At 62.3% G+C, this 22,814-nt stretch carries 21 protein-coding genes; 18 read left to right on the forward strand and 3 right to left on the reverse strand.

Annotated elements, in window-relative coordinates; all coding sequences use genetic code 11:
- The 3 genes from CLU86_RS18070 to sctU form a co-directional block, all read right to left on the reverse strand.
- The gene (locus CLU86_RS18070) at positions 1–3,450 is read right to left on the reverse strand and encodes a deaminase domain-containing protein (RefSeq protein WP_099742592.1); all 3,450 of its coding nucleotides are present in this window, start codon (positions 3,448–3,450) and stop codon (positions 1–3) included.
- 202 nt (positions 3,451–3,652) lie between these two features.
- Positions 3,653–3,943, reverse strand: coding sequence for a flagellar biosynthetic protein FliO (gene fliO, locus CLU86_RS18075; RefSeq protein WP_158236345.1), 291 nt, complete (start codon positions 3,941–3,943; stop codon positions 3,653–3,655).
- Between the two features lie 146 nt (positions 3,944–4,089).
- A complete protein-coding gene (gene sctU, locus CLU86_RS18080; protein WP_099742594.1) occupies positions 4,090–5,364 on the reverse strand; it encodes a type III secretion system export apparatus subunit SctU in 1,275 nt (424 codons plus the stop codon).
- A 382-nt stretch (positions 5,365–5,746) separates the two neighbouring features.
- Here sctU and CLU86_RS18085 point away from each other — a divergent pair, with 382 nt between their 5' ends.
- The 18 genes from CLU86_RS18085 to CLU86_RS18170 all read left to right on the forward strand — a co-directional run bounded on the left by CLU86_RS18085 (position 5,747) and on the right by CLU86_RS18170 (position 22,789).
- Complete coding sequence (locus CLU86_RS18085) at positions 5,747–6,616, forward strand: lytic transglycosylase domain-containing protein (RefSeq protein ID WP_233195087.1); 870 nt, start codon at positions 5,747–5,749, stop codon at positions 6,614–6,616.
- Positions 6,617–6,696: 80 nt separating this feature from the next.
- Positions 6,697–8,658, forward strand: coding sequence for an FHIPEP family type III secretion protein (locus CLU86_RS18090; RefSeq protein WP_233195089.1), 1,962 nt, complete (start codon positions 6,697–6,699; stop codon positions 8,656–8,658).
- Positions 8,659–8,706: 48 nt separating this feature from the next.
- On the forward strand, positions 8,707–10,644 hold the full coding sequence (gene sctC, locus CLU86_RS18095; RefSeq protein ID WP_099742596.1) for a type III secretion system outer membrane ring subunit SctC: 1,938 nt from the start codon (positions 8,707–8,709) through the stop codon (positions 10,642–10,644).
- Between the two features lie 37 nt (positions 10,645–10,681).
- A complete protein-coding gene (locus CLU86_RS18100) occupies positions 10,682–11,824 on the forward strand; it encodes a hypothetical protein (RefSeq protein WP_143226733.1) in 1,143 nt (380 codons plus the stop codon).
- A gap of 105 nt (positions 11,825–11,929) precedes the next feature.
- The gene (locus CLU86_RS18105) at positions 11,930–12,232 is read left to right on the forward strand and encodes a hypothetical protein (protein WP_099657321.1); all 303 of its coding nucleotides are present in this window, start codon (positions 11,930–11,932) and stop codon (positions 12,230–12,232) included.
- Positions 12,233–12,247: 15 nt separating this feature from the next.
- On the forward strand, positions 12,248–12,664 hold the full coding sequence (locus tag CLU86_RS18110) for a hypothetical protein (protein ID WP_233195091.1): 417 nt from the start codon (positions 12,248–12,250) through the stop codon (positions 12,662–12,664).
- Positions 12,665–13,558: a type III secretion system inner membrane ring lipoprotein SctJ gene (sctJ, locus tag CLU86_RS18115; RefSeq protein WP_233195095.1), complete on the forward strand. Its 894-nt coding sequence runs from the start codon at positions 12,665–12,667 to the stop codon at positions 13,556–13,558.
- A 6-nt stretch (positions 13,559–13,564) separates the two neighbouring features.
- On the forward strand, positions 13,565–14,212 hold the full coding sequence (locus tag CLU86_RS18120) for a hypothetical protein (protein ID WP_143226734.1): 648 nt from the start codon (positions 13,565–13,567) through the stop codon (positions 14,210–14,212).
- A complete protein-coding gene (locus tag CLU86_RS18125; protein ID WP_099742600.1) occupies positions 14,209–14,859 on the forward strand; it encodes a FliH/SctL family protein in 651 nt (216 codons plus the stop codon). The genes CLU86_RS18120 and CLU86_RS18125 overlap by 4 nt, the downstream gene beginning before the upstream one ends.
- 28 nt (positions 14,860–14,887) lie before the next feature.
- Positions 14,888–16,225, forward strand: a complete 1,338-nt coding sequence (locus CLU86_RS18130; RefSeq protein ID WP_099742601.1) for a FliI/YscN family ATPase — start codon at positions 14,888–14,890, stop codon at positions 16,223–16,225.
- Positions 16,226–16,372: 147 nt separating this feature from the next.
- Complete coding sequence (locus CLU86_RS18135) at positions 16,373–16,855, forward strand: hypothetical protein (protein ID WP_099742602.1); 483 nt, start codon at positions 16,373–16,375, stop codon at positions 16,853–16,855.
- A gap of 12 nt (positions 16,856–16,867) precedes the next feature.
- Positions 16,868–17,470 carry a hypothetical protein gene (locus CLU86_RS22690; RefSeq protein ID WP_143226735.1) on the forward strand — a complete coding sequence of 201 codons (603 nt, stop codon included), beginning with the start codon at positions 16,868–16,870 and terminating at the stop codon, positions 17,468–17,470.
- Positions 17,471–18,407: 937 nt separating this feature from the next.
- On the forward strand, positions 18,408–19,055 hold the full coding sequence (gene sctR / locus CLU86_RS18145) for a type III secretion system export apparatus subunit SctR (protein WP_099657329.1): 648 nt from the start codon (positions 18,408–18,410) through the stop codon (positions 19,053–19,055).
- A gap of 45 nt (positions 19,056–19,100) precedes the next feature.
- On the forward strand, positions 19,101–19,373 hold the full coding sequence (sctS, locus tag CLU86_RS18150) for a type III secretion system export apparatus subunit SctS (protein ID WP_099742604.1): 273 nt from the start codon (positions 19,101–19,103) through the stop codon (positions 19,371–19,373).
- A gap of 12 nt (positions 19,374–19,385) precedes the next feature.
- Positions 19,386–20,183: a type III secretion system export apparatus subunit SctT gene (gene sctT / locus CLU86_RS18155; protein ID WP_099742605.1), complete on the forward strand. Its 798-nt coding sequence runs from the start codon at positions 19,386–19,388 to the stop codon at positions 20,181–20,183.
- Between the two features lie 134 nt (positions 20,184–20,317).
- On the forward strand, positions 20,318–20,542 hold the full coding sequence (locus tag CLU86_RS18160) for a hypothetical protein (RefSeq protein ID WP_099657332.1): 225 nt from the start codon (positions 20,318–20,320) through the stop codon (positions 20,540–20,542).
- Between the two features lie 16 nt (positions 20,543–20,558).
- Positions 20,559–21,251 carry a hypothetical protein gene (locus CLU86_RS18165; RefSeq protein WP_099742606.1) on the forward strand — a complete coding sequence of 231 codons (693 nt, stop codon included), beginning with the start codon at positions 20,559–20,561 and terminating at the stop codon, positions 21,249–21,251.
- Between the two features lie 74 nt (positions 21,252–21,325).
- On the forward strand, positions 21,326–22,789 hold the full coding sequence (locus CLU86_RS18170; RefSeq protein ID WP_099742607.1) for a hypothetical protein: 1,464 nt from the start codon (positions 21,326–21,328) through the stop codon (positions 22,787–22,789).
- Positions 22,790–22,814 lie beyond the last annotated feature (25 nt).

Raw genomic sequence — 22,814 nt, forward strand, 5'->3', positions numbered from 1 at the left:
TCACGGCCCCTTTTTGGTGGGTGGAATTATCTTTCCGTTGTTATCAAAGACGTTAACCGTAATGTTTGGGTACTTGGCTCTGAACAGCTCAATCACGTTTAAGCAACTTGCACAGGGAGCGCGCTCCGTCAGCAAATTAATCGTTCCTGTCGCTGCAGTGTTGTCACCCAATTGCGCGGCAACGTTGTTCAGAATTTTCGCCTCAGAGTCCACACTGCGGAGTAATTGAACCGGCGATGTGCCTCCCGTCGGTACAACTGTACTCGGGAATGTTTCTGGAACTAGTCCAACGAACCCATTGGAAGCCTGTGCGACAGTTGGTGCGTCCAGTTTGCTAGACGCGGCCATCGTTGGCTGAATGCCAGGGATGTCAATCTGTGCAACACCCATATTTCCACCAGACTTCGGCCCTGATGGCAACGTGGCGCGCAAGTCAGCAATTTGCGTTGCCAGCGTGGCTTGCGTCTCCGCAAGATTTACCATTCCCCCATTTGCTCCGAGAGCAGGGTCATGCGGCGCAGCGCGTGTGAGTGAATCGCTGTGCGCTGCAGTATTTGCCCGAGTCGGCGAAACACCGATCACCCCCTCCAAATCCCCCACAGCCCCCACTTGAGACACCAGGCCCCCACGCGCAGCGTCCCCCGACCCCACCGGCATCGCATCGGCCAGTGCATTGAATCCCACCCGGATGTCGCTGCCCAGGTTACCCAGTGCCGCTCTACCAGCCGGGATGGCCGCCACGCCGCCCAAGAATCCGGTCACTTCAAGTGCCGCTTGCGCAGCCGTGACGCCTGCGGTGGTCCATCCGTCTCCGAATGTTCTTTCGCTGGCATCGCGCACTTGCTGCAGGGTTTGCCCCACAGGCGCGAGGATCTGCCCCATGCTCTGGCGAATGGCGACAGCCCCTGGGTTATTGCTCTCAGGACTCCACTGCTGCTGCAGGTCTTGCTGGATGGCGGTGTAGGCTTCGGTGCCACCCAGGGCCAGCGCGGGCAGCGCTGCAAGGCCACTGGCCGGGCGCACCACCATGCTGGTGATGGTGCCATTGACTGCCAACTGGACTGCGCCATCCACCAAATGCCCTACCGTGCGTGCTGCGTTGCCCAAGCCCTCTGCATAGGGTGTGGGCGGCTTATCGCTGACCCAGACCTGCTCAGGCATGCCTGTGGGGTTACCCAGGGCATCCACTCCGCCACCAGCCACGTCCACCATGCGTCCGCTCCAGGTGGGCTCCAAACCGGCGTAGCTGGCTGAGCGCCCGCCGTACTGGGTGTATATCTGTGCGGCTTGCTCAGGGCTCATGCCTTGGCGTGCGGCGGCTGCTTGCTGCGCAGCCTGCGCTTCGCGCTGAGCCCGCCCCCCACTCTCGGCCGCAATGGCCCTCCCACCCAACTGCGCTGCGCTCGTATCCGACAAGTCAAACCGCAGCACCTGCCCCGGCTGCACCACGGGCACGCCCTGCGCGTTCAGCCGCACTTGGCCACTGGCCAGCAGTTGGCCGTAGGCCGCCCTTTGTTCCTGGGCACTGAGCCCGGCGGCAGCCAGTGCGGCCAGGGGGCCTTGGCCTTTGCCCACCACCGCCTCGTTGATGGCGGGCACCTCGGGGGCCATGCTGCCGGTCAGGCTCATGCCACCGTCGATTTCATCACTCCAGTCCGATAGCGCATCGCCCGAGACCCGCAGGCCTTGGCTGCTGCGCCCGGGCTGTAGGCCTTGGGCTTGGGTGGGGTCCACGTCGCTCGCGCCCAGGCTTTGCACCCATTCGTTGTTGGGCTTGTCACCTGGGGTGGGTTGGCTTGCTTTTTGGTATTGCTCTTCCAGTACGCCGCTGAGAAAGTCATTCGCAAACCCTGAAGCAGGGTCGTTGCTACCCGCCACACGCAATGCACTGGCGGCGGCGCGGCTCATGAGCTTCAGTGCGCTGGATTGCTCGGGGCTGAGGTCTTTGAGTTCACGGATCTGACTGTCAAGGTGGGCTCCAACCTCGCCTGCAACACTGGCCAGTGCGCTGTTGATGAAGCCCTCTTTGAACTTACCGCCGGTGGCTTCTTGCAGCACCCCTTGCAGGCCTGCCTTGCCAAAGTTGGCCAGGCTGCGTGTGCCCAGGTCGGCGCTTTGGAGCATCTCCCTCATGCCCGAAAACTCCATGACGCCGCTGGCAACGCCCCCTGTCAGGGCGGAGCGCAGCATGCTGCCAAAGTTGAGCTCGCCCGTTGAGGCCAACTGGGTAATGGAACTGCTCACTGCCCCCATCACCGCCCCTTGGACAAAGGTGCCTGCCCCGGCCTGCGCCAGGAAGTTTCCGACGGGAGGCAGCCCGATAAAGCACAGGGCTGCGCCAAACAGGGTTGGCATGGCTTTGTCTAGAAAGCTTTGCTTGTCCTGGATGTTGTCGCCATGGGTACTCCATCCGTTGACGGGGTCAAACCACAGGTACTCTTTGTTGATCAGGTCGGCGTTGATGTCCGGACTGAGTTGGGTGTAGCTCCTTTGCAGGCTATATGCCAGAACGCTGTTTTGATCGTTGGTCTCGCTACCACCATGCTGTTGCAACAGTTCTTGGCTGGGTTTGCTCTCTTGAGTCAACCGGAACGATCCGAGCGTATAGAAGCTCGGATCCGTGTGGGAGTCCGAGATGTCTCTTGCAGGGTGAAACTCCAGCGGGTCTTTGCCGTGCATGTCGGCGAACGCCTTTTGCGCGAGGCTTTCGCCTTGGACGTAGTGCTGCGAAAACACAGCAGGATCAAACGTCCAGTGTTCAGGCACCACGTTTTCGCCCTGCCCACTGACGGGAACCAAAGTGCTTCCAGGCACATCGGGGCCAGGGTTTTGGCTGGCATCGTCCAGCGCACGCAAGAACTCGTTTCGCACGCCATCTTGCGCTTCCTGCAGCTGCGTCAATCGCGCACCCAGGTCTGTGCCAAAGCGTGCCTGGATGCCTTGGCCCACGTCCGTGGCGGTGTTCAGTGGCGCTAATGGCGGGCCAAACTGGGCAATCATTTCCTGGTTGGCGGGCTCGGCCAGCAAGAGCTCCAGCGCCGCAATCTCCATGGCGCTGGCTTTGGGGGCGGCCACGGCCGTGGCTGCGTCGGGGCTGGCGGCTTGGGCGGGTGTCAGCAGCAGGGGTTTGGTGTGGACTGTTACGTATTCCGGGGCAGCGTCAATCTGCAGGGGTTTGTTCACGCCATACGCCACATCACCACTGCCGTCGTCGGTGATCAGCAAAGGCTTGGTGGATACGGTTTCGTAGACCGGGGCTTCGTCCACCAAGAGAGGTTTGTTGTAGCCAGTGTCATAGCCCGCGCTGCCGTCGAGCAGCAATGGTTTGGTGTGGACCGTGTCAAAGGTGTCTACGCTGCCTGGGTCGTAGGCATCCACAGACGCTGGGGTGATGGGCTCGATGGTGGGGGTATCCCACACTGCGGCGGCGCCGGACGATGTGACTTGCATGGCGGCGCAGTGTGCCGATGCTCTGCGCTGTGCGTAACTGGGATGCTTCCTAGCTGGGAATCACCCTAGCTGGGAAGAACACCTATGGGGCGCTGAATGCAAGGCAGGCAATTGCTATCAAATGAATAGCTTCCAGCGCCTGATGAGAAAGCGCTAGAGGCCTAAATGACCACAAGCGAGCACGGTTGGCAATGGCATAGCGTTAGCTGTCCGTTGGACTGGCGCTAGTCGACTGGTGTGGGCGCTTGTCCAGCAGTTGAACCTGCGAAGGGGTGACGCCGAGCAGGTACTCCAGGTCACCGCTGCGCACGACAAGCACCCGTTCGCGTCCACCCAGTGACAGGTGCTGAACGATTTGCAGCGGGGATGTTGCTTGACCCGAGCGCAAGGTACTGGCCCGGTGCAGCAGTTTCAAGAACAGCCATGCCAGGGCGAGCACAAACGCCAGCGCCAGTGCACTGCCCAGCACGCTTGCCAGAGGGCCAGAAGACATTGGGGTGCCTGCGTCTGGTGTCGATGTTGTCGCCGTGAGGGCCTGGGTGGGTGTGGAGGGGGCGACCGTGGCGTTTGCCACATCGCCTGCACCGTTGTTTGGGTTTTGGGGGGAGGCTGGGGATGCGTCGTGTCTTGGCGTTGTGGTCATGGCTGTGACGAGGATGGGTTGTGCTGCCGCCAGCGTCGAGGGACGTAGCGGGAGAAATGGTGTTTGCGCCAGCGCGCGCCTTTGGCGGTCTGGCTCTCGGTGTTTGCGGTTGCAGGGCCGTAGCGGGTGAGGTCTTCGCCGGGGGCGGGGCGCTTGGCTGCACGCGGGCCTGTATTCGGTGTCGCGTTGTTTGCGCGTTCTTGTGCCAGCTCCAGCTCGTGGCGCACGTCCTGTGCCCACAGGACCACGGTGGCGATGATGTCGAACAGCTCGGCTGGCACGATGTCACCGGTTTCTGTGTCTGCGAGCAGTTGCCTCGCCAGTTCGATGTTGCGCAGCACCGGCACGCCCGCTTCCTGTGCCGCCTCGCGCATGGCCAGGGCGTCGTCGTCCCGGGCCTTGGCCGTCACTGTGGGCACGGGGCAGCGATCGCGGTGGTAGTCAATCGCAATCGCCACGTGGGTGGGGTTGACGACCAACACGTGTGCGCCAGCGGCGGCCTTGTTGGCGCTTTGTTGGGCCCACTCTTGCTGCAACTGCTTGCGTTGGCCTTTGAGGTGGGGGTCGCCTTCGGCATCTTTCATTTCCTGGCGGATGTCCCGCATGCTCATGCGCATTTTTTTCGTGAAGGTGTAGCGCTGCCAGGCCAGGTCCAGCGCGGACACCAGCAGGAACGAACCGGTGGCCCACGCCAGGAGTGTCCAGCTGGCGTGCCAGAGCGCTGAGCCCACGGTTTCAGGTCGGCTGTTGGCGAGCAGGGGCAGGTCCGGTAGCAAGGTCTTCAGCGCCAGCCAGGCAATGGTGCCAACCAGGGCCGTCTTGAGGATGGACTTGAGCAGCTCGACGAGGTTGTCGAGAGAGAACATGCGCTTGAGCCCGCTGGCGGGGTTCAGGTGCTCTGCCTTGGGTTTGATTTTCTCCATCGTCAACACCGGGCCAGCTTGCAGAAACTCCACCAGCACTCCCACCACGGCAACCGGCACGATGACCAGCGCAACGATGGACAGCAGTGTGACCAGCGCCTGTTGCACTAGGCGGGGCATGGCGGTGGCAAAGGGTTCTCGCAGTGCGCTCAGGCTGATGTCGATGAGTGCAGTCAGCTGTTGGCCGATGAGCGGAAGTGCCACCGTGGCCAGCAAAAGCACGGTTAACAGGGTTGCCGTGGCAGTGAGGTCTTTGCTTTTTGAAACCTCTCCCTTTTTGCGTGCGTCCTGCAGCTTCTTGGGGGTGGGCTTTTCTGTCTTGTCGCCACTGTCGTCGGTACCTGCCATGGCTGTTGTGTCCTCTTGGAGGGTCGATGGGAAGGTTGATAAATCCGGTACATGAGGGGCTGCCTGCGCGCCAGCCAAGACCATGGGATGCCCCCCTGCGGCGATGCTTGCGTCGCGCGTTTTGGGGTCGATGACTCGGCGATGGTGTTCTGCGAGGCCCCTTCGCCGGAAGGTGTCCAGAAGTGTCGGGGAGTCTGACTGGAACGACGGGGATGTTGAAACAAGGTGCAAGCACAAATGCGACAGCACCATTGTGGTGCGAATGCATTTGTGTTTCGTTGCTGACAAATGGATACGGGATGCGGCACGTTTTGCCACAAATTCGACAAGTTGTACGCAAACACTTGCGTGTCTGTACCTATTTCAAAAAGAAATGCCTCCCGTGCGTCACCCTTTGTTTCATCACGTCTCCAGTGCCGCGCTGCGCATGGCTTGCCGACGCTGGGTGGCCCCCTGGGGTTTGCTGGGGGCGGCGTTCGCCAGCGTTGCCTGCGCCGGGGGCGCAGAGGCTGTCCTGGTGGCGCCAGCGGCATGTGCCGCAGGGTGGGACCAACTGCTCACCCCTGCTGAGCGTGAAGAGCAGGTGCGTTTACGGGGGTGCCAGGCGGCTTCGGGCAAGGCAGGTCGGCCTGTGCTGGCAGCGCAGATGGGGGTGTACAGACACTCTTCGTCTCGTCTGCTGAATGTGGGCATTGTGAGCACGCCGCGGCCTGGTGCGCGCGCTGCGCAGCAGCGCCCAGATTCCAAGTCGCAGCCTTCGGTGCGCGCCAGTGAGTCCCTGCAAGTGCGTACCCATGGGCCTGCAGGCCTTGCGCCACTGGTTGACCACGCAGCGCGCGAGCACGATATCGACCCGCTGCTGCTGCATTCGATTGCACGGGTTGAGTCACGGCACCAGCCTGACGCCGTATCACCCGCTGGTGCCCGAGGGCTGATGCAAGTGATCCTGCCGACAGCCCGCAGGTTTGGCGTAGAGGGGGCAGACCAATTGCATGACCCGCAGACCAATCTGCAGGTGAGCGCCAGATACCTCAAGACCCTGCAGCAACGGTTCGGCAATGACCTGGAACTGGTGCTGGCCGCCTACAACGCGGGCGAGGGGGCCGTTGAAAAGCACGGACGCCGTATCCCTCCGTATCGGGAAACACAGGAATACGTGCGCAAGGTGCTGGCGGAGTACGCTGTGTTGCGCAACGTCAGTCGCAGTCAGGTCGGGTTGGCTGCAGCGATCTCAGAGAAAGGCTCGCTGTGAGCCTTGCGAGCTATTTCAGGTCGGCTGCACGGGTCGATCACCGAGGGGGGGGCTTAGCGCGTTACACCGACATCGTTTTGGTGGCGGGCATTGTTGCCATCATCGCGCTGATGATCGTGCCCCTGCCTACCTGGGCGCTGGATACGCTGGTGGCTGTCAACATCTCTGGTGGCGTGTTGCTGCTGCTGCTGGCCATCTATGTGGCCAATCCGCTGGAGTTCTCGGTGTTTCCGAGCGTGCTCCTCATCAGCACCTTGTTTCGGCTGTCGCTGTCGATTGCGACGACGCGCATGATCTTGCTGCATGGCGAAGCGGGGCACATCATCGACACCTTCGGCAACATGGTGGCTGGTGGCAATCTGGTTGTGGGTCTCGTGGTCTTTCTGATCATCACGGTGGTGCAGTTCATCGTGATTGCCAAAGGCTCTGAGCGCGTAGCGGAGGTGGCCGCGCGGTTCTCTCTCGATGCCATGCCTGGCAAACAGATGTCGATCGATTCGGATCTGCGATCCGGCCTGATTGACAAAGATGAGGCGCGTCGCCGGCGGCGGCAGTTGGAAAGCGAAAGCAAGCTCAACGGCAGCCTGGATGGTGCGATGAAGTTCGTTAAGGGCGATGCCATCGCCGGCATCATCATCATCATCATCAATCTGCTCGGTGGTCTTGCTGTGGGCGTGTTGCAGCAAGGCATGCCCATGTCGGCGGCAGCCGTCAAGTACTGCATCTTGGCCATCGGTGATGGCATGGTGACGCAGATTCCTGCACTGTTGGGTGCCATGTCGGCAGGCTTGCTGGTGACGCGCACGACCGATGATGAGCACGACAAGCATTTGGGCGACGCCATTGGGCGGCAACTCACCGCCAAGCCACGCGTACTGTTGGTTGCGGGTGGCTTGTGTTTGCTGTTTGCTGCGGTGCCTGGGTTTCCTGCGGTGGTGTTTGGCTTACTGGGCATGGCCTTCTTTGTCACGGGGGCGATGCTGACCCCGGCCTTGCGTGAGCGCTGGGATCGCTGGGTTGGCCCGAAGGTGGTGGCGGTTCGCCGACGGGCGGCTGATGCTCCTGATTTGATGTCCACCGACGCCATTCCCGCACGCCCTAACGTGCCGCTGCTGCTGGAGTTGCCGTCTGGCCGCCTCACGGCAGAAGCCAGCCGCGAGCTTCTGCATGGACTGGAAGGTGTGTTGGATCACTTTCAACTGCACCTGGGGCTGCGATTGCCCCGCATTGACGTTCATGTCGTGCAAGGCCCCAACGGCCCAGGGACACCCTCTGGCGAGCAGGGCGCGCTGGCTTTGGAGAACCTGGGTGCGCAGGCTCCGTGGCGGCTGATGGTGCATGAGGTTCCCGTCGCCCAGGGCGCCATGGTGTCCGAGGGTGCGCCTGCTGCGCTGTCTATGGCCGTGCGCGAGGCGCTGCGTCGCAATGCATCGCTTTTTCTGGGAACCCAGGAAACCAACCATTTGCTCACACGCGCCAGTGTGGATCTCCCCGACGTGGTGAAGGAAACCTTGCGAGCCTTGCCGTTGGCCCGCGTCGCAGAGATTCTTCGGCGTTTGGTGGAGGAAGAGGTGGCCATTCGCAATCTGCGGGACATTCTCGAAACCCTTTCCGATGCTGCCCAGCGAGAAAAAGACGTCTTTGCATTGACCGAGTTGGTGCGTATTGGTCTCAAGCGCCAGCTGTGCTACCGGTATGCGCCTGCTGGACGGCTGAATGCCTTGCTGATCGATCCGTCTATCGAGGAAATGCTGCGCGGTGCCGTGCGTGTCAATGGCGGAGTGCAGCAGCTGGCGTTGGACCCTGCCCAGACCACGCAACTGATTCAGAAATTCACAGAGGCCGTTGGCCGTCACCAGCCTGCGGCCATCGTCACAGCGGTGGACATCCGGCGACATGTTCGCAAGCTGATTGAGGTGGAGTGCTTTGACACGCCAGTCCTCAGCTACCACGAGTTGATCCCGACCTTGCATTTGGGCGTGCTGGCCCATGTCGGAAAAGACGATGCGCCCATGCTGGAGGCCGCGTCACAAGAGAAGTAGCCAGCGATCCGCCGGCTGTGTGTTTTACCTTTCCATTGACATAAAAAAATGAGTTCTGATCTGGGAGTGAAAAAGAGTGCAGAAGTGCGAAAGCACTTGGCGCATGGCGCCGCCGTACCGCTTGAACGGGGCTGGCGCTTGTGGGTGGCCGGTTGTGCCTTGGGGTTGGCGCTGAGCGCTGGGGCCGTGCATGCCACCCCCATTCCTTTTGAAGACCGGCAGGTTGACATGACGGTGCGCGAGCAGCCGATCGCCGCATTCCTCCAGGACTTTTTCGGCACCATGGATGTGCCCGTCTCTGTCAGCTCCAACGTCAAAGGTGCCGTCAATGGCGTGTTTCGAGGGCCTACCGAGCGTGTTTTTTCCAACATCCAAAAATCCTTTGGCTTGATGGCTTACTACGATGGTTCGGTGGTGCACATCTACACACCCAACGAAGTCACCACGCGCACTTTTGCGATGCGCCAGGGCGATGCACGGCAGGTGATCAGCACTGCCCGAGACATGCAGGTCATGGACTCACGCAATACCCTGCGGGTCAGTCAGAGTGGTGGATTGATTGCCAGTGGCAACCGCCGGTTTGTCGAACTGGTGGGAGAGTTGGCCTCGGGCCAGCAAAGCCAGTCCACTACGCTGGCGCCCGTGGGCTTCAAGGTGTATTACCTGAAATACGCTTGGGCGCAGGATGTGAGTGCGCAGTACGGTGGCACTGTGACTGTGATTCCCGGCGTGGCCAGCATTTTGCGGTCGCTGTTGACCGCGCAGAGAGGCAATCCGTCGCCAGCGTTAACCCAGTACCGGGGCGCTTCAGAGCCTGGCCTGCGTGGGCAGGGCTTGGCGCGCCAGGGAACGCTGGGGGCCTCGGGCGCCAATCCCATGCTGGCCACCGCAGAAACGGTGCAGCAAGCCTGGGGTAACCGCCCTGGTGGCGTTCAGGTCGCTAGTGTGGATGCCTCCCTGCTCGAAGGTCTGGGCGCCTCGTCGGCTGCCAATCAGGCCCGAGTTGAGGCCGATATCCGTCTGAATGCGGTGATCGTGCGCGATCTGCCTGAGCGTTTGCCTTACTACGATGAGCTCATTAAGTCCCTGGACATCGAGCCTCAGGCGCTGGAGATCGAGGCCACCATCATCGATCTGAGTACCGACAAACTGCGTGAGCTGGGAATCAACTGGCGATTGACAGGCGATCGCTACTCCTTCTTGTTTGGCAATGGAACGAGCAGCGACAACAGCCTTCTGGGATCCACGCCGGTGCAAAACATCACTCCGGCAGGGCAGGGTGGCTTCATGTCGTTGGTGCTGGGTGGGCGCAATAACTTTGCAGCCCGCATCAATGCGCTGCAGAACAAAGGCGTGGCGCGTGTCGTCTCCAGCCCGCAGGTCATGACGCTGTCCAACGTCGAAGCTCTGTTCGACACCAACAAGAGCTTCTATGTGCGTGTGGCTGGTCGTGAACAGGTGGATCTGTACAAGGTCTCTGCCGGCACTTCGCTGCGTGTGACGCCCCATGTCTTCCAGGACGGCTCTGATGTCCGCATCAAGCTGCTCGTCCAGATCGAAGACGGTGGCATCAGCGGCGCTAGCCAAGTCGACTCGATCCCGATTGTCGAACGCTCTTCCATCAACACCCAAGCCCTGATTGTGGCGGGGGAGAGTTTGCTGATTGGCGGCATGGTCAAAGAGTCCACCAGCGAGGGCGTGTCAAAGGTCCCCTTCCTGGGCGACATTCCTTTGGCGGGTAGCTTGTTTCGCTCCAACACCGATCAGCATGAACGCGTGGAGCGATTGTTCCTGATCTCGCCGCGCCTGATCCCTGCGCGCCGATCGATGAGTGCCAGTGCTCCGATGGGCCCGCTGCGTCCGGGCGGTGCCGTTGCCGCACCGCCCGTCCCGGCCATGGAAGAGCCATCCTCGCCCGCCCGCCCCGTTGAGCCGGTCAATCCGAGCACGGGTCTGCAGCAGGGCTGGGGTGAGCAATCACAGTGATCACCGTCCGAAAGTATGGGTCCAGGAGTCCCGTGGAATGAACACAGAACCTTTGTACGAACTTCGTGTATTGAGTGGCGAGCAGCGAGGCGCTTCATCGGTAATGCAGCCGGGTCAGACGCTGCGTATCGGCCGCGATTGGTCTAGCGAAGTGGTACTGCAACAGGCGCAGGGCAGTGCCGTCCTCTCGTTCTCGGCTGAAGATGGCCTGGTGCTTCAGGCTGAGCAGGGCGACTGCACCGTGGCCGACCACGCTTTGCTGCCCGGAGGGCGTGATGGGTTGGCGCTGTATGTCCCCTTTTCGGTGGGCGGGGTGCGCATGGCCGTTGGGAAGATGGGAGCATCCCAATGGGCTGGCCTGTTCGACGGAAACGTTGCGCCCCAGGCGCAGGAGACGGCGCAAAACGAGAGCACCCATGCTGAAGAAGTCCAGCCCCCTGAGGCGGCCCCTGCCGCGGCCTCCTCAGGGGAAAAAATGGCACCACTGCCACGGCGCAGCTGGACGTCCCGTCTCATGCTGGCTGGAACCGCTCTGGTCGGCGTCTCTGTTTGTACCTTGACGCTGGCTTGGGCGATGGGGCCTTCTACGCTCAGCCCTCAAGAGCAGGCGGTGAACATTCGCCAGACCCTCTCGCACCTCGGCCTGACAGCCCTGAACGTGGAGTCGCGCAATGGGCAGCTTTTTGTGACCGGGCACCTGGAGTCCCAGGCAGAGCGCACAAGACTGGAAAAAGCCTTGACCGACCGTTCCCCTGCCAGGTTGTCTGTCTGGGTCAATGAACAGGTGGCGGCCAGCGTGGCCGAGGTGTATCGCCTCAACGGAGTCGCTGCTGAAGTCCGTGCCACCGGCCCCGGGGTCGTGCGTGTGCAAACCGCCATCAGCGACTCCAAACTGCTGGAGCACGTGCAGTCTGCGGCCCGGCGCGACGTTCCAGGCCTCAAACAACTGGTTGCCGCCAATGATGCGCCGCCAGCGCCTCCACCAGCGGCCTCTGGCATCAATGATCCAGGCAAGCGCGTAGCGGCCGTTGTTCCGGGGGAACCCGCTTACTTGGTCACTGTGGATGGAACCCGCTACTTTGAAGGTGCCATGTTGCCCAGTGGCCACCGCATTGTTTCCATCCTGCCAGACAAGGTCCAGATGGAGCGCGACGGTGTTGGCAGCGTGCTGGCCTTTTGAGTTGTTAGCGCCCTGCCGCATGTCTGTGCTGCAGCGCCATTTTTCCTGCATTTCAACGTTCCAAGCTGGCGATGTCCGCCAGCGTTTCCTTGAAGGAGTCAACGCATGAGCAATTCCATCAACCCACTGGCCATGATGGCCACCACCGGCATGACCGGCACCCAAAGCCGCAGCGGCAAGGGGTCAAGCTGGTACGAAGTCATGGCCGATGCCTGGGGCAAGACACTGGATGCAAAGGCCAGTGAAATTGAAGCCGCTGGCGATGCGCTGGCCGATGGCAACGACAAGCCTGCCCACATCACCCACATGACGATGCTGGCACAGCAAATGGGATTCATGTCCAACAGCGCGCACACCTCGCTGCAGTCTGTTGGCACGGCCCTGGAAACCATGGCGCGCAAGCAGTGATGTGGTGGTGAACTGATGAACTCCACCCTGTCCATGGGCCTTGGCGCCCCAGGTGCTGACACTTCCGCCTTGCTCGGCAGTGGCGGCGTCCACGCGGGCTACGGCATTTCGCTCACCGATATGTCCGGCTTTCATGAGGCCTTGGCGCGGGCCCAAGCCGGTGGCGTCAGCACCCTCAATGCCCAGCCTGTGTCTGCGCCGGGCGAGGGAATGCAAGCATTGTTCAAGCCGCTGGAGCACATCAATGCCGAGGCTGTCTCGCTGGAGGAGCATGCCCAGGCCGCCATGGCCGCAGGCAACGATATGACCCCCGGAGAAATGGTCATGCTGACCGTGCGGGCTCAAGAGTTCTTGTTCCACAGCCAGCTCACCGCCAACATTGCCAACCGTACATCGGATGGTCTGCAGCAATTGTTCAGGCAACAGGCTTGAGTGGCCAGAGGCCTTCGAATGAGACCGCTTTCCCCCGCAGGATCAAGTGTGAGAACTTTCCGCCTATGGCGTTCCGTCGCCCCTGTCTTGCTCATTTGCCTGAGCGCTTGTTCGCAGCAGGATCTCTATGGTCAATTGAGTGAGCGGCAGGCCAACGAAATGGTTGCCGTGCTGCGCAATGCCGGCCTCCAGGCCGACAAAGCGGCATCGCGTGACGGCAAAGCCTTTGTCGTGAGTACCCGTTCCAGCGACTTTTCCCGAGCGGTTGAAGTTTTGCAGGCAGGTGGCTTTCCCAAGGAGTCGTTTGACACCATTGGCCAGGTTTTCAAGAAAGAAGGCTTTGTGTCTTCGGCACTGGAAGAGCGCGCCCGCTTCACCCATGCTCTTTCGCAGGAGCTGTCGAATACGCTTTCCAATATCGACGGTGTGGTGCAAGCCCGAGTGCATGTGTCAGTGCCAGAGAAAAATCCGCTGTCTGACAAACCGCAACACTCGACAGCATCGGTGTTCATCAAGCATCGGCCTGGTGTGGACCTGAGCCAGCAGACGGGCAAGATCAAGGCGTTGGTTGTCAATGCCATGGAAGGGCTGCCTTATGACAACGTGACCGTGGCCTTGTTTCCCGCAGAACCCATTCCGCCTGCTGCGCCCCAATCGTTGGCATCTGCCCTCTGGTCCCAATATGGCAGCTTGCTGTTGTTCGTCACGGGCCTGGGTTTTCTGATTACCGGGGGCGTTGTTGTCGCCGCTTGGTGGCAACGCCGTGAGGCCGCAGTGCAGCCTTCGCCGCAGAGGGGCTTGGCATCGATGGTGGATGCCGCTGTAGCGCCATTGCGGCGTGCCAATGCCCCTGTGGTCGAGGCAGCACCGACGAGCATGGCCAGTGAGGCCTGAGCCTGAGTGGAAAGCATCGACCATTTGAGCGCAACCGCTATGGCGCACGCCCCCTCGTCTGCATCGACTGATAAGGGTGGGACTGCGTTCGCCCTCGCGCAGGCGGCTGGCAATCGCCGTGCGCGGGCCGTGCTGGCAAAGGAGTTGCGCGGCCTGCCATGGAGTTGGCAGCAATTGCATGAGTGCCCGCTGTGGGTTGTCTGGCCGATCGCTTCGCGCGAAGCCCTGTGTGCCCTGGCTGGCCTGGGTTGGCTCAAGTTGTCGCTGCGATCTTGCATTGATGGGCGGCAGTTGGCCCCCATCGTTGGGCTTGTGGGGCCTCAGGCGCTCAGTGCGGTCCTCAACACAGATACCCAAATTCCGGCGTTGGCTTTGGCCAGCGCCCCCAAACCCCTGCTGCCGCCGCAGCAGAGCATCGCCGCATATGTTGTGGCATGGGGGCGGGCGTTGCTGGTGTGGGGTTGCCCGCATGCGTGTCGTGACGCCTTGGCTGGCCATCTGTCATGGGCCGATGCGCCAGCGTTAGTGAATTCCATTGATGTTCACCCCGAGTGGGCACAGACTGCGCTGCGGCAAGCCCATGCGACCGCAGCGGCCGCTGGGTTGGCGCCTGTCCTGCCTCAGGACCACACCTACACGACAGACACGCCATGAGCTACCAACTCACGCTGCACCACGACGCTCTCTTGTCTGTGGTCACGACATCCCGTGTGGTGCCGCCGCAAGACGTGGCTCCTCTTCAGGACGCCTTGGCGCTGCTCACCACCCTGCGGCAATTGATGGACAGCAGCAGCCAGACGGTGGCCGCTGCAGAGCTTGAGGCCAAAGAGCGTGGCTATCTCGCCGGATATGAAGCAGGCAAGGCGATCGCACTTGAAGAGTCGACGCAAAAGTTATCCCAGTCACTGCACGATCTATCCCGGCAACTGCAAGACCAGCGCGATGAGCTGCGCGACGCATTGGTCAAATTGGCATCAGGGCTGGTGCGTTGCATGGCTGCAGAAATTGCCCCTGAGCAGGTGGTCACAGCCTTGGCCGTGCGGGCTTTGGAGCAGGTTGTTCCACCACAGCCGGTGCGGCTGAGATTGCCGCCGTCCCTGATGGAGGGTGTGCGTGCCCAACTGTCGCTGCGGGAATTGCCTCTGCCTGTGCAATGTCTGCCCGACCCGACTCTGGAGGGACTGACCTGCGTGGTGGAGTCACAAGCAGGCGCCTTGCTGGCGGGACTGGATGACATGCTGGCCTATGCCACTCAGCAGCTGGAAGTGGGTCAGCGGCAGGTGCTCCTGCGGACTGAATGACCGACGTTGCAACATTGCCCTGGATGCCATGACCCTGGATACTTCCCCTCGCCCATTGCTTGATCCAGCCGTGCTGGCATCCCTCAGGTCGCTGCAGCCCGTGGCTGCGCGCGGACGCGTAGTGCAAGCCTTCGGGACCACTTTGCGAGTGAGCGGTCTGCGGGTTTCCATTGGCCAGCAGTGCCTCATACGCGACCCTGCGCAACTGCATAGCCCACCCCTGCGGGCCGAAGTGGTGGGTTTGCGCGAGCACGATGCCATTCTGGTTCCTCTGGGGCACTTGCTCGGAGTGTCCATGGGGGCTGAGGTCGAGGCTTTGGACACTGGCACGTTCGTGCCTGTGGGGGATGCGTTGCTGGGGCGCGTGCTGGACGCATTTGGAAACCCCCTGGATGGACGGCCCCTTCCTGTGGGCTTGCCGCTGCGCTCGTTTCAGTCAGATCCGCCCAACCCCCTGACCCGGCGGCCTATTGACACCCCGTTCGTGACGGGCGTACGTGCTTTGGATGGGCTACTCACAGTAGGTGAGGGCCAGCGACTGGGCGTGTTTGCCATGGCCGGTGGGGGTAAATCAACGTTGCTCGGTATGCTGGCCAAGCTTGCCCAGAGCGATGTCAATGTCATTGCGCTCATTGGCGAACGTGGCCGAGAGGTCAGTGAGTTTTTGGAGGACAGCCTTGGTGCGAAGGGCTTGGAACGTTCGGTGATTGTGGTGTCCACCTCCGACCGCCCTGCCATGGAGCGCTTGCGGGCTGCGCAAACCGCGACGGCAATCGCCGAGCATTTTCGCGAGCAGGGCAAGCGTGTGCTGCTCATGATGGACTCTGTCACGCGGTATGCCCGGGCTCTGCGCGAGATCGGACTGTCCGTCGGAGAGCCCGCCGTGCGGCGGGGCTTTCCGCCCAGCGTGTTTGCTGAGTTACCGCGCCTTTTCGAGCGTGCGGGCAACGATGCGCATGGCTCCATCACCGCTTTTTATACCGTGCTGGCAGAGGATGAAGACGGCTCCGACCCTGTGGCGGAAGAAACCCGCTCTATTTTGGATGGGCACATCGTGCTCTCCCGCCAGCTGGGGCAGGCTGGGCATTACCCGGCGATAGATGTGCTGGCCAGTGCCAGCCGCGTTTTTAACCGCGTGACCGGTCAGCCGCAGCAAGAAGCCGCCCAGCGGGTGCGCTCTCTTATGGCCAAGCACGAAGAGATCCGGTTTCTGCTCCAGGTGGGTGAGTACGCTCCGGGTAGCGACCCTTTGGCCGACGATGCCATCGCGGCGCAGCCCGCACTGCAGGCACTGCTGCGCCAGCGCCCTGACGAAGGCACGGCCTTTCAAGAAACCCTCGCTGCGCTGCAGCAGTTCTTGCACTGAGAACTGCATGACTCTTGCCATGTCTTCTCCATCCTGCCGACCGCCCTCTTGGGCTCCCGGGCACTCTGGACGGCGGCCTGTGACCCTCACTGGGCCTCTGGCGTGCCCTGCGATCCGATGCTGCGGTGAACACGGGGAGGCCCGTGTATGACTGCGGTGAGCCATGCACAGCAATTGGCTGCAGCCAGGCAGCTGCAGCGCCTGCGCGAGCTGCGTGAGCGCAAAGCCCTGCAGGCCTACCAGCGTGCTGAACTGGACGTGCGCAATGCGCAGCAGTTGGTGCAAGAGCGTGAGGCCCAGATACGGGGGCTACAGGACCAGCGACTGGCCCTGCAGCGCAGCTTGATCGGCGAATACGCCGCCCGCCTGGGCACATTGGCCGCCTACGCCAGTGCGGCGCAAGAAGTCCTGGATGACCAACTTGAGCGCTCTGAGTACGCACTGATCGACGAGGAGGAAGAGTTGTTCAATGCCCAGAACCGGTCCGGTGCTGCCCGCGACGCGTGGCTGCACGCGGTGGCACAGCACCAGGCCTGCACCACGCTGCGGGACGATGCCCGCAAGGGCCTGCGGCGTGAGCAAGAGATGCGACTTGATCGCGAAGACCCACCCCTGCGACCAGAACCATGAGGAAACCAGGGCATGAGTGAAATCCGCCAAACCACCTCGTCCAAGGCACGAGAGGTCGCTCCATTGCAGAGTACGCCATCGGCGAACCCATGGGCACAGGCCCCAGTCCAGGCGAGACGTGACTTCGATGCTGCGATCCGACGTGTTCGCGACAGGGGGAATGATGAGCCAGAAGAGGCAGAAACGTCTGAGCAAACGCCCGCCGACGCTGGCCTGCCTTTGCCCGGCCTGATGCCGTATTTGCCGCCTTTGGTGGGGCACAGCGGGCAGACCTTGGGGGGCGATTCGGCTGGACTGGGAGGGCACACTGCCGTCGCACAGCCCGCGCTGCCCACCAGCCCATTGCCGGATGCCATACCTACGGTTTTGCAGACCAGTGCCCTGGGCGTGGGGCAGCCACTGCGCATGCAGGTGCCGCTGGGTGGGGCTGAGGCTGCCATGCTGGCGCTGCGTTTGGCTCAAACCGGCGCGGGCCAATGGCAGTTGCGAGTGGGAGGAGACGCCTCCACCCGGCAGCAACTGGCGCCCCACCTGGAACGGCTGCGTGACCGCCTGCGTGAGCGCAGTGCCGGGGGGCTGGAGGATGTCGGCTTTGACGATGACATCGAGTCCTGAGCCCACGGCCATGGCGCGAGATGCCACTCCATCAAAGGCTCTGCATTTCAAGGGACATCTGGGGGCTGCAGTGGCTGGCTTGCTGCTGCCCATGGATGCCTTGGCCCTTGCCCCTGGGCCATGGACGGGGCCGCAACTGATGTTGGAGATGGCCAAGGCCGAGCCTTTGGTCAGTGCCGTTGAGCAGTGGCAGCTAGCGCCCTGGGACTTGGCACCCGAACCACTGCCTTGCGATGCGTCTGACCCTGCCACCTGGTGCGAGGCTGTGGTGCGCGCGCCTGCGTTGGCTCCTGCAGGCACCAGGCTGAGGTTGCCTTGGTCGGCCTTGCGTACGGCCCCGCCCCCATGGCTACAGGCACCTCATGTGATCTGGCCCCAAGTGGAGGCGGAGGTCTGCATTGACCATTTGCATGGCGATGAACTGGATTGCCTCCCCATCGGCAGTTTGCTTTGGCTCGCCCCCTCATTCGGCACTGACTGGCCCATTACCGCACGCGACCCTCTCCATCGGCTGGCACCGCGCAGCGGTCAATGGAGACGTGGCCAAGTGTCATTGGAGCAGCTCACGCTGGACCCATTGTGTGCCGATACGGGGACGACGCGCGTGCCATGCACGGCGCCGCTGGACGCATCAGAGCAGGCTGATGTCGTGTTGGCAGCCCCTTTGTCTGTACCGCTGGAGCATTGGCTGGGATGGTCACCAACAGCTACGCGGTCGGCTGCGCTGCCATTGCATGCCCAGAACCTGGCAGTGCAGGTGCGCCAAGCCGGGGCCGTGCGCGCCTCGGGCTGCCTCCTGCCGTTAGGCAGAGGCCATGCTTTCAAGGTTGAAGCAGCAGCCCCTCACCCTTTCGAGCCGTCTGGCGAAACCCGCTGAAACCCAACAACAACCCGGGAGAACGGGGTGGCGGCACTGCCGCTGGCCCTCATAGAACGCATGGATCTCACACAATTTACCCCGTCATCGGCACTGATCACGGTGATCGTGGTCTCGCTGGCTCCATTCGTGGGCGTCATGGTGACATCGTTTACCAAAATCATTGTGGTGCTCAGCCTCTTGCGCAATGCCCTTGGGCTGCAACAGGTGCCGCCCAATGTCGTGCTCAACGGCATGGCGTTGGTGCTCACCATCTACGTCATGCTGCCGGTGGGCCTGGACATGGCTGAGCGTGCCCGCAGCGTCTCGAATGTGGGCAGTACCTCCGGCATGCTGGCTGTGGCCGATGCTGCCAAAGAGCCGCTGCGGGATTTCCTGATCAAGCATTCCTCGGCGCACGAACGCGCTTTTTTCCTCAAGACCGCACAGAAAAGCCTGAGCCCAGAACGTGCCGCACAACTGAGCGAACGTGACTTTGTCGTGGTCGTTCCTGCATTCACCGTGAGTGAGTTGTCGGCGGCCTTTCAGATCGGCTTTCTCATCTTCCTGCCCTTTCTCATCATTGACTTGGTCATTGCCAACATCCTCACGGCCATGGGCATGATGATGCTGTCCCCCACCACCATTTCCCTGCCGTTCAAGCTTTTGCTGTTCGTGCTGGTGGATGGTTGGGTCAAGCTCACCCATGGTCTCGTGCTGTCTTACTGACCGGTATGAGCACACCGCGCCTCTTCACCTTGCTGCAACAACGCCATGTTTGAAAGCCAGACCATCCAACTCATGTACCAGGCACTGTGGCTGGTGCTGCTGCTCTCCGCTCCCCCTGTGATGGTGGCGGCCTTGGTCGGCCTGCTTGTCGCTTTGGTGCAGGCAGCCACCCAGATTCAGGAGCAGACGCTGCAGTACGCACTCAAGTTTTTCGCCATCGTGCTCACCATCTTCATCACGGCCTCATTGCTGGGGGGCACCCTCTATCGGTTCACTGACCGTGTGATGACGGAGTTCCCCGCCCTCGTGAAGAAGTGACGCGCTCAAGCCATGGGAGACACCTTTGCCGCCATCCACAACGTCAGCGAACTCGCCATGCTGGCTGCGCTGGCCAGCGTCCGTTTTGCGATGGCGTTCTTGCTCCTGCCGGTCCTGTCGCAAGACACGGTTCCGCAGCTTGTGCGTGGCGCGGTGTTCCTGGCGTTCGGTGTCGTTACTCTGGCCATGCAGCCCGCCGTCAACGTTCTCGGCTGGAGCGTTTCCCATTGGATCGGCCTGTTCGCCAAGGAAGCCTTTCTCGGCTTGGCCTTGGGTATGCTGCTTGCTGCCGTGCTGTGGGCGTTCGCTGCTGCGGGCGAGATCGTCGATGGCGCCAGTGGGCTGTCGCAGGCGCAGGTGACCGATCCCCTCTCGGGTCGCCAGACGTCACTGTCTGGGGCATTCCTAGGCCGGTTGGCGGTCTACGTGTTCATGTTTTCCGGGGGCATGATGCTGTGGATTGGCGTTCTCATGGAGAGCTTCTTGCTCTGGCCCCTCGCGCAGCCAGGACTCTCCGTGCAGCGCGGCGGTGTGGCCTTGTTCGAAAGCGCGTTTGCCCAGCTTGCGGGGCTGAGCTTTATGCTTGCCGCGCCCGCCTTGGTGGTCCTGTATGCGATTGACCTGTCCCTTGGGCTGATGAATCGCTTTGCACCCCAGCTCAACCTGTATTCGCTGTCCACCTCGCTCAAAAGCGTGGCGGCCGTCATGGTCTGGCTCGCCATGCTCTCCACGCTCGTCAAGACGTTGCTGAACCATCTCGCGGCCCTGTTGCCCACGCTGCTACAAAAGGTCCAGGCATTGGGCGGCTGACGGAGGTGGTGGCTCAGGTGGGTTTGAAGCATTTTGTTGCAATCACCTCCGCAAAACTAGGAGCCTTCCCAATGGCGCCCAGCCGAGCACTTTTCTAAGATGGAGCCCACTGCCAACTTCAACCGTTCACAGACATGGTGACCCCGTCTTCCCTCTCGTTTCTGGCCGGCGCCTCTGGTGCGGCGCTGCGGACCCCTGAAGCGAATCTGCCTGCTTTGGGCGGGACTGACAGTGCCAGCCTGTTTGGCTTCACGGGGTCGCACAGCGAAGCCCGGGTGCTGTCGGTGCCGCCTGCCAGCGGCGAAAGTCCTGCGCAACTCCAAGCGCGCTTCGTCGACTGCCTTTTTACACGCGCCTGAGGCCGCGCTGCGGCCCATGTCGATTCAGATCCCCGACCTTGTCCTGAAAGACCAACCCGACTGGTCTGCTGCGGCGGAAGTGCTCATCGAAGGCTGTGCCTATCTGCCGTCACCGGAAGAGCGCGTACGTTGGATGGAACGCTTGTGCCTGTCCCTTGGTGATGCGCTGTACCCGGCCTTCCTGCAGGTGCTTTGCCGCATTGGCGAACATGGCAACCCCCAAGCCCAGAAAGTGGTGGCTGACACCCTTGTGCTGGCCTTGCAGAGCGGCCGCATGCCCTCGGGCCGCCATGCGGCCTGGGGTGCTCAGTGGGACCCCGCCAAGCGTGCTACCCGAACCATCGGGCCCATCGAATACCTGTGTGCCTGGTTCACCCAGCCGGATGGACGCGGCACCTTAGGCGCTGTGTCCTTCGATCAGGGTGCGCGTGCACTGGTGGGCCTCGTCTCGCACAGCGATGCCGCCCGTCGCCTCTATTGCGCCCAGCTGCTCAGCATTGCCGAGGACCCGCTCGAAGGCACGTGGTCCCGAAGCAGCCGCCAGGCCCTGCAGGCCATGGCCCGCAGTTGGGCCAGTGCCGATGCGGACCCTCGCCGGGCGGGTACCCAGGCGGTGGAGGCCTTTCTGGCGGCCACTCGGCAAACTGCTGGCAGCTTGGCCACCCCGCCAGCGCCCGGGGGCTGGATCCCGCCAACCTCTTGGCGTTGAGCTTGCGTGTCCAAAGCCAGCCGCCTATCTGTTGATTGCTTCGCGGTCATCCTTAGATGCCACAACGCTGCGCCATGACGGCCCCGATCCAGCCAGTCATATCGGTCGCAGCATCGGCCCCCATCGCCTGGGTTGCCCTGGCCGCAGTGGGAGACACCGCCTTTGATTTTCAGCGGGACCAACGTGAGGGGCTCGATGGAGTTCCCGAGGCCGAGGCCCTCACCATCCTGCAGCAACTGCGCGGGCAGTCTCCTGCGCAGCGCAATGCCTTGGTTTCTGCCTTGAGCGAGGGGCAACTGTGTGCGCTGCGTGGCCTAGGCCCTCAAGGGCTCTCCTTCGGGGAGCAATGCGAACTCTTTGACTTGCTAGCGAGCAGTCTGGACGGCCATAACCTGGCGCGCGTCAGCGCCGTCTACTTGCATTCGGCTGCTGCCAGGCTGTGGGGCGATAGCCTTTGCCGACGGGCCAGTGCAGATGCAACGCTGGCATTTTTGAAGACCTGGGCTCCGCGCATTGAAGCCGCACCGTCCAGCCTGGAGGTCGCCGCGATGGGTGGGGACACGGTCTCCTCCGCAGTCTCTTTGCTCGCAGCCAAAGCCTTGGCGGGCTTGGCGAACCACACCCGCCAGGTGGATGAGGCGCTGCAACTGCTCGCGCCCCACCCCAGCGAAGCGGGGCGCTTGCCGTCCGTGATCGGCGCGGCCCAGCAAATGCATGTCAGCGTGCCAGCCTTCCCGTGGGGCGGTGTCACCGCCGTCACTTGCGATCCAGAGCCTTTGCTCCGGCTCATCGATGCCAGCGCCTGCGCCACCAGTCCTTGTGCCAAAGCCAGCGTTTTCGAGTGGTCTGCCCAATTGCTCGGCAAGATGGCTGTGGGCCGCAGCGCAGTGCCCGGGCTGGTGGCCCGCCAAGGAATCAATGCCGCTTTGGCGCAGTCCCTGACCCGCCTGGTTTGCAGCGACACGGCAGGCATTCTGGGGGCGCTGGAAACCCACCACGGTGGCGGGCACGGCCTGGCCGCCTATGTGCGAGAGATGGTCCACCAGGGCCGTACCAACGAGTTGCGGGTCATGACCGAACAGCTGCGCTGTGGCCACGATGCTTGCGAAGACCCCGTCCGGCATTTCAACCAGCACGATGCACAGGGGCGATATCGCCACGCGGCTACTCTGGGCTACTACGTGGGTGCGGTGCAAGCCGCCTGCCAGGCATTCTCTTCAGAGATGGCGCCGTGGGCCCATCCTCTGGCTGCCATCTTTGCGGGGGGGCTGTCGGGTGGCCAAGGCATGGAGGGCAAGCTCTGGCTCTCCGGTGGCGCGGTCCGTGCGCTCCAACGCGTGGCAGCCTCCCCTCCCTTGGCGTTGGGTGCTCCAATCGTTGAACGGCTCACCCGTGCGTTGAAGGCAGGCCCTCAGGACGACGCCGTTACCGCACTGGTCTTGCCCCATGCTGCTGAAGGCGGCCCTGTGGAAAAGAAAGAGGCCGCGATCGCCTGCGTTGCAGCCATGCGTCGCGTGATCAATGCCCATGGGCTGTGAGCGAAATGCCGTTCACCCAGTCTCT

Origin of the sequence: Acidovorax sp. 62 (assembly GCF_002754495.1) — a bacterium.
Lineage (GTDB): Bacteria > Pseudomonadota > Gammaproteobacteria > Burkholderiales > Burkholderiaceae_C > Acidovorax.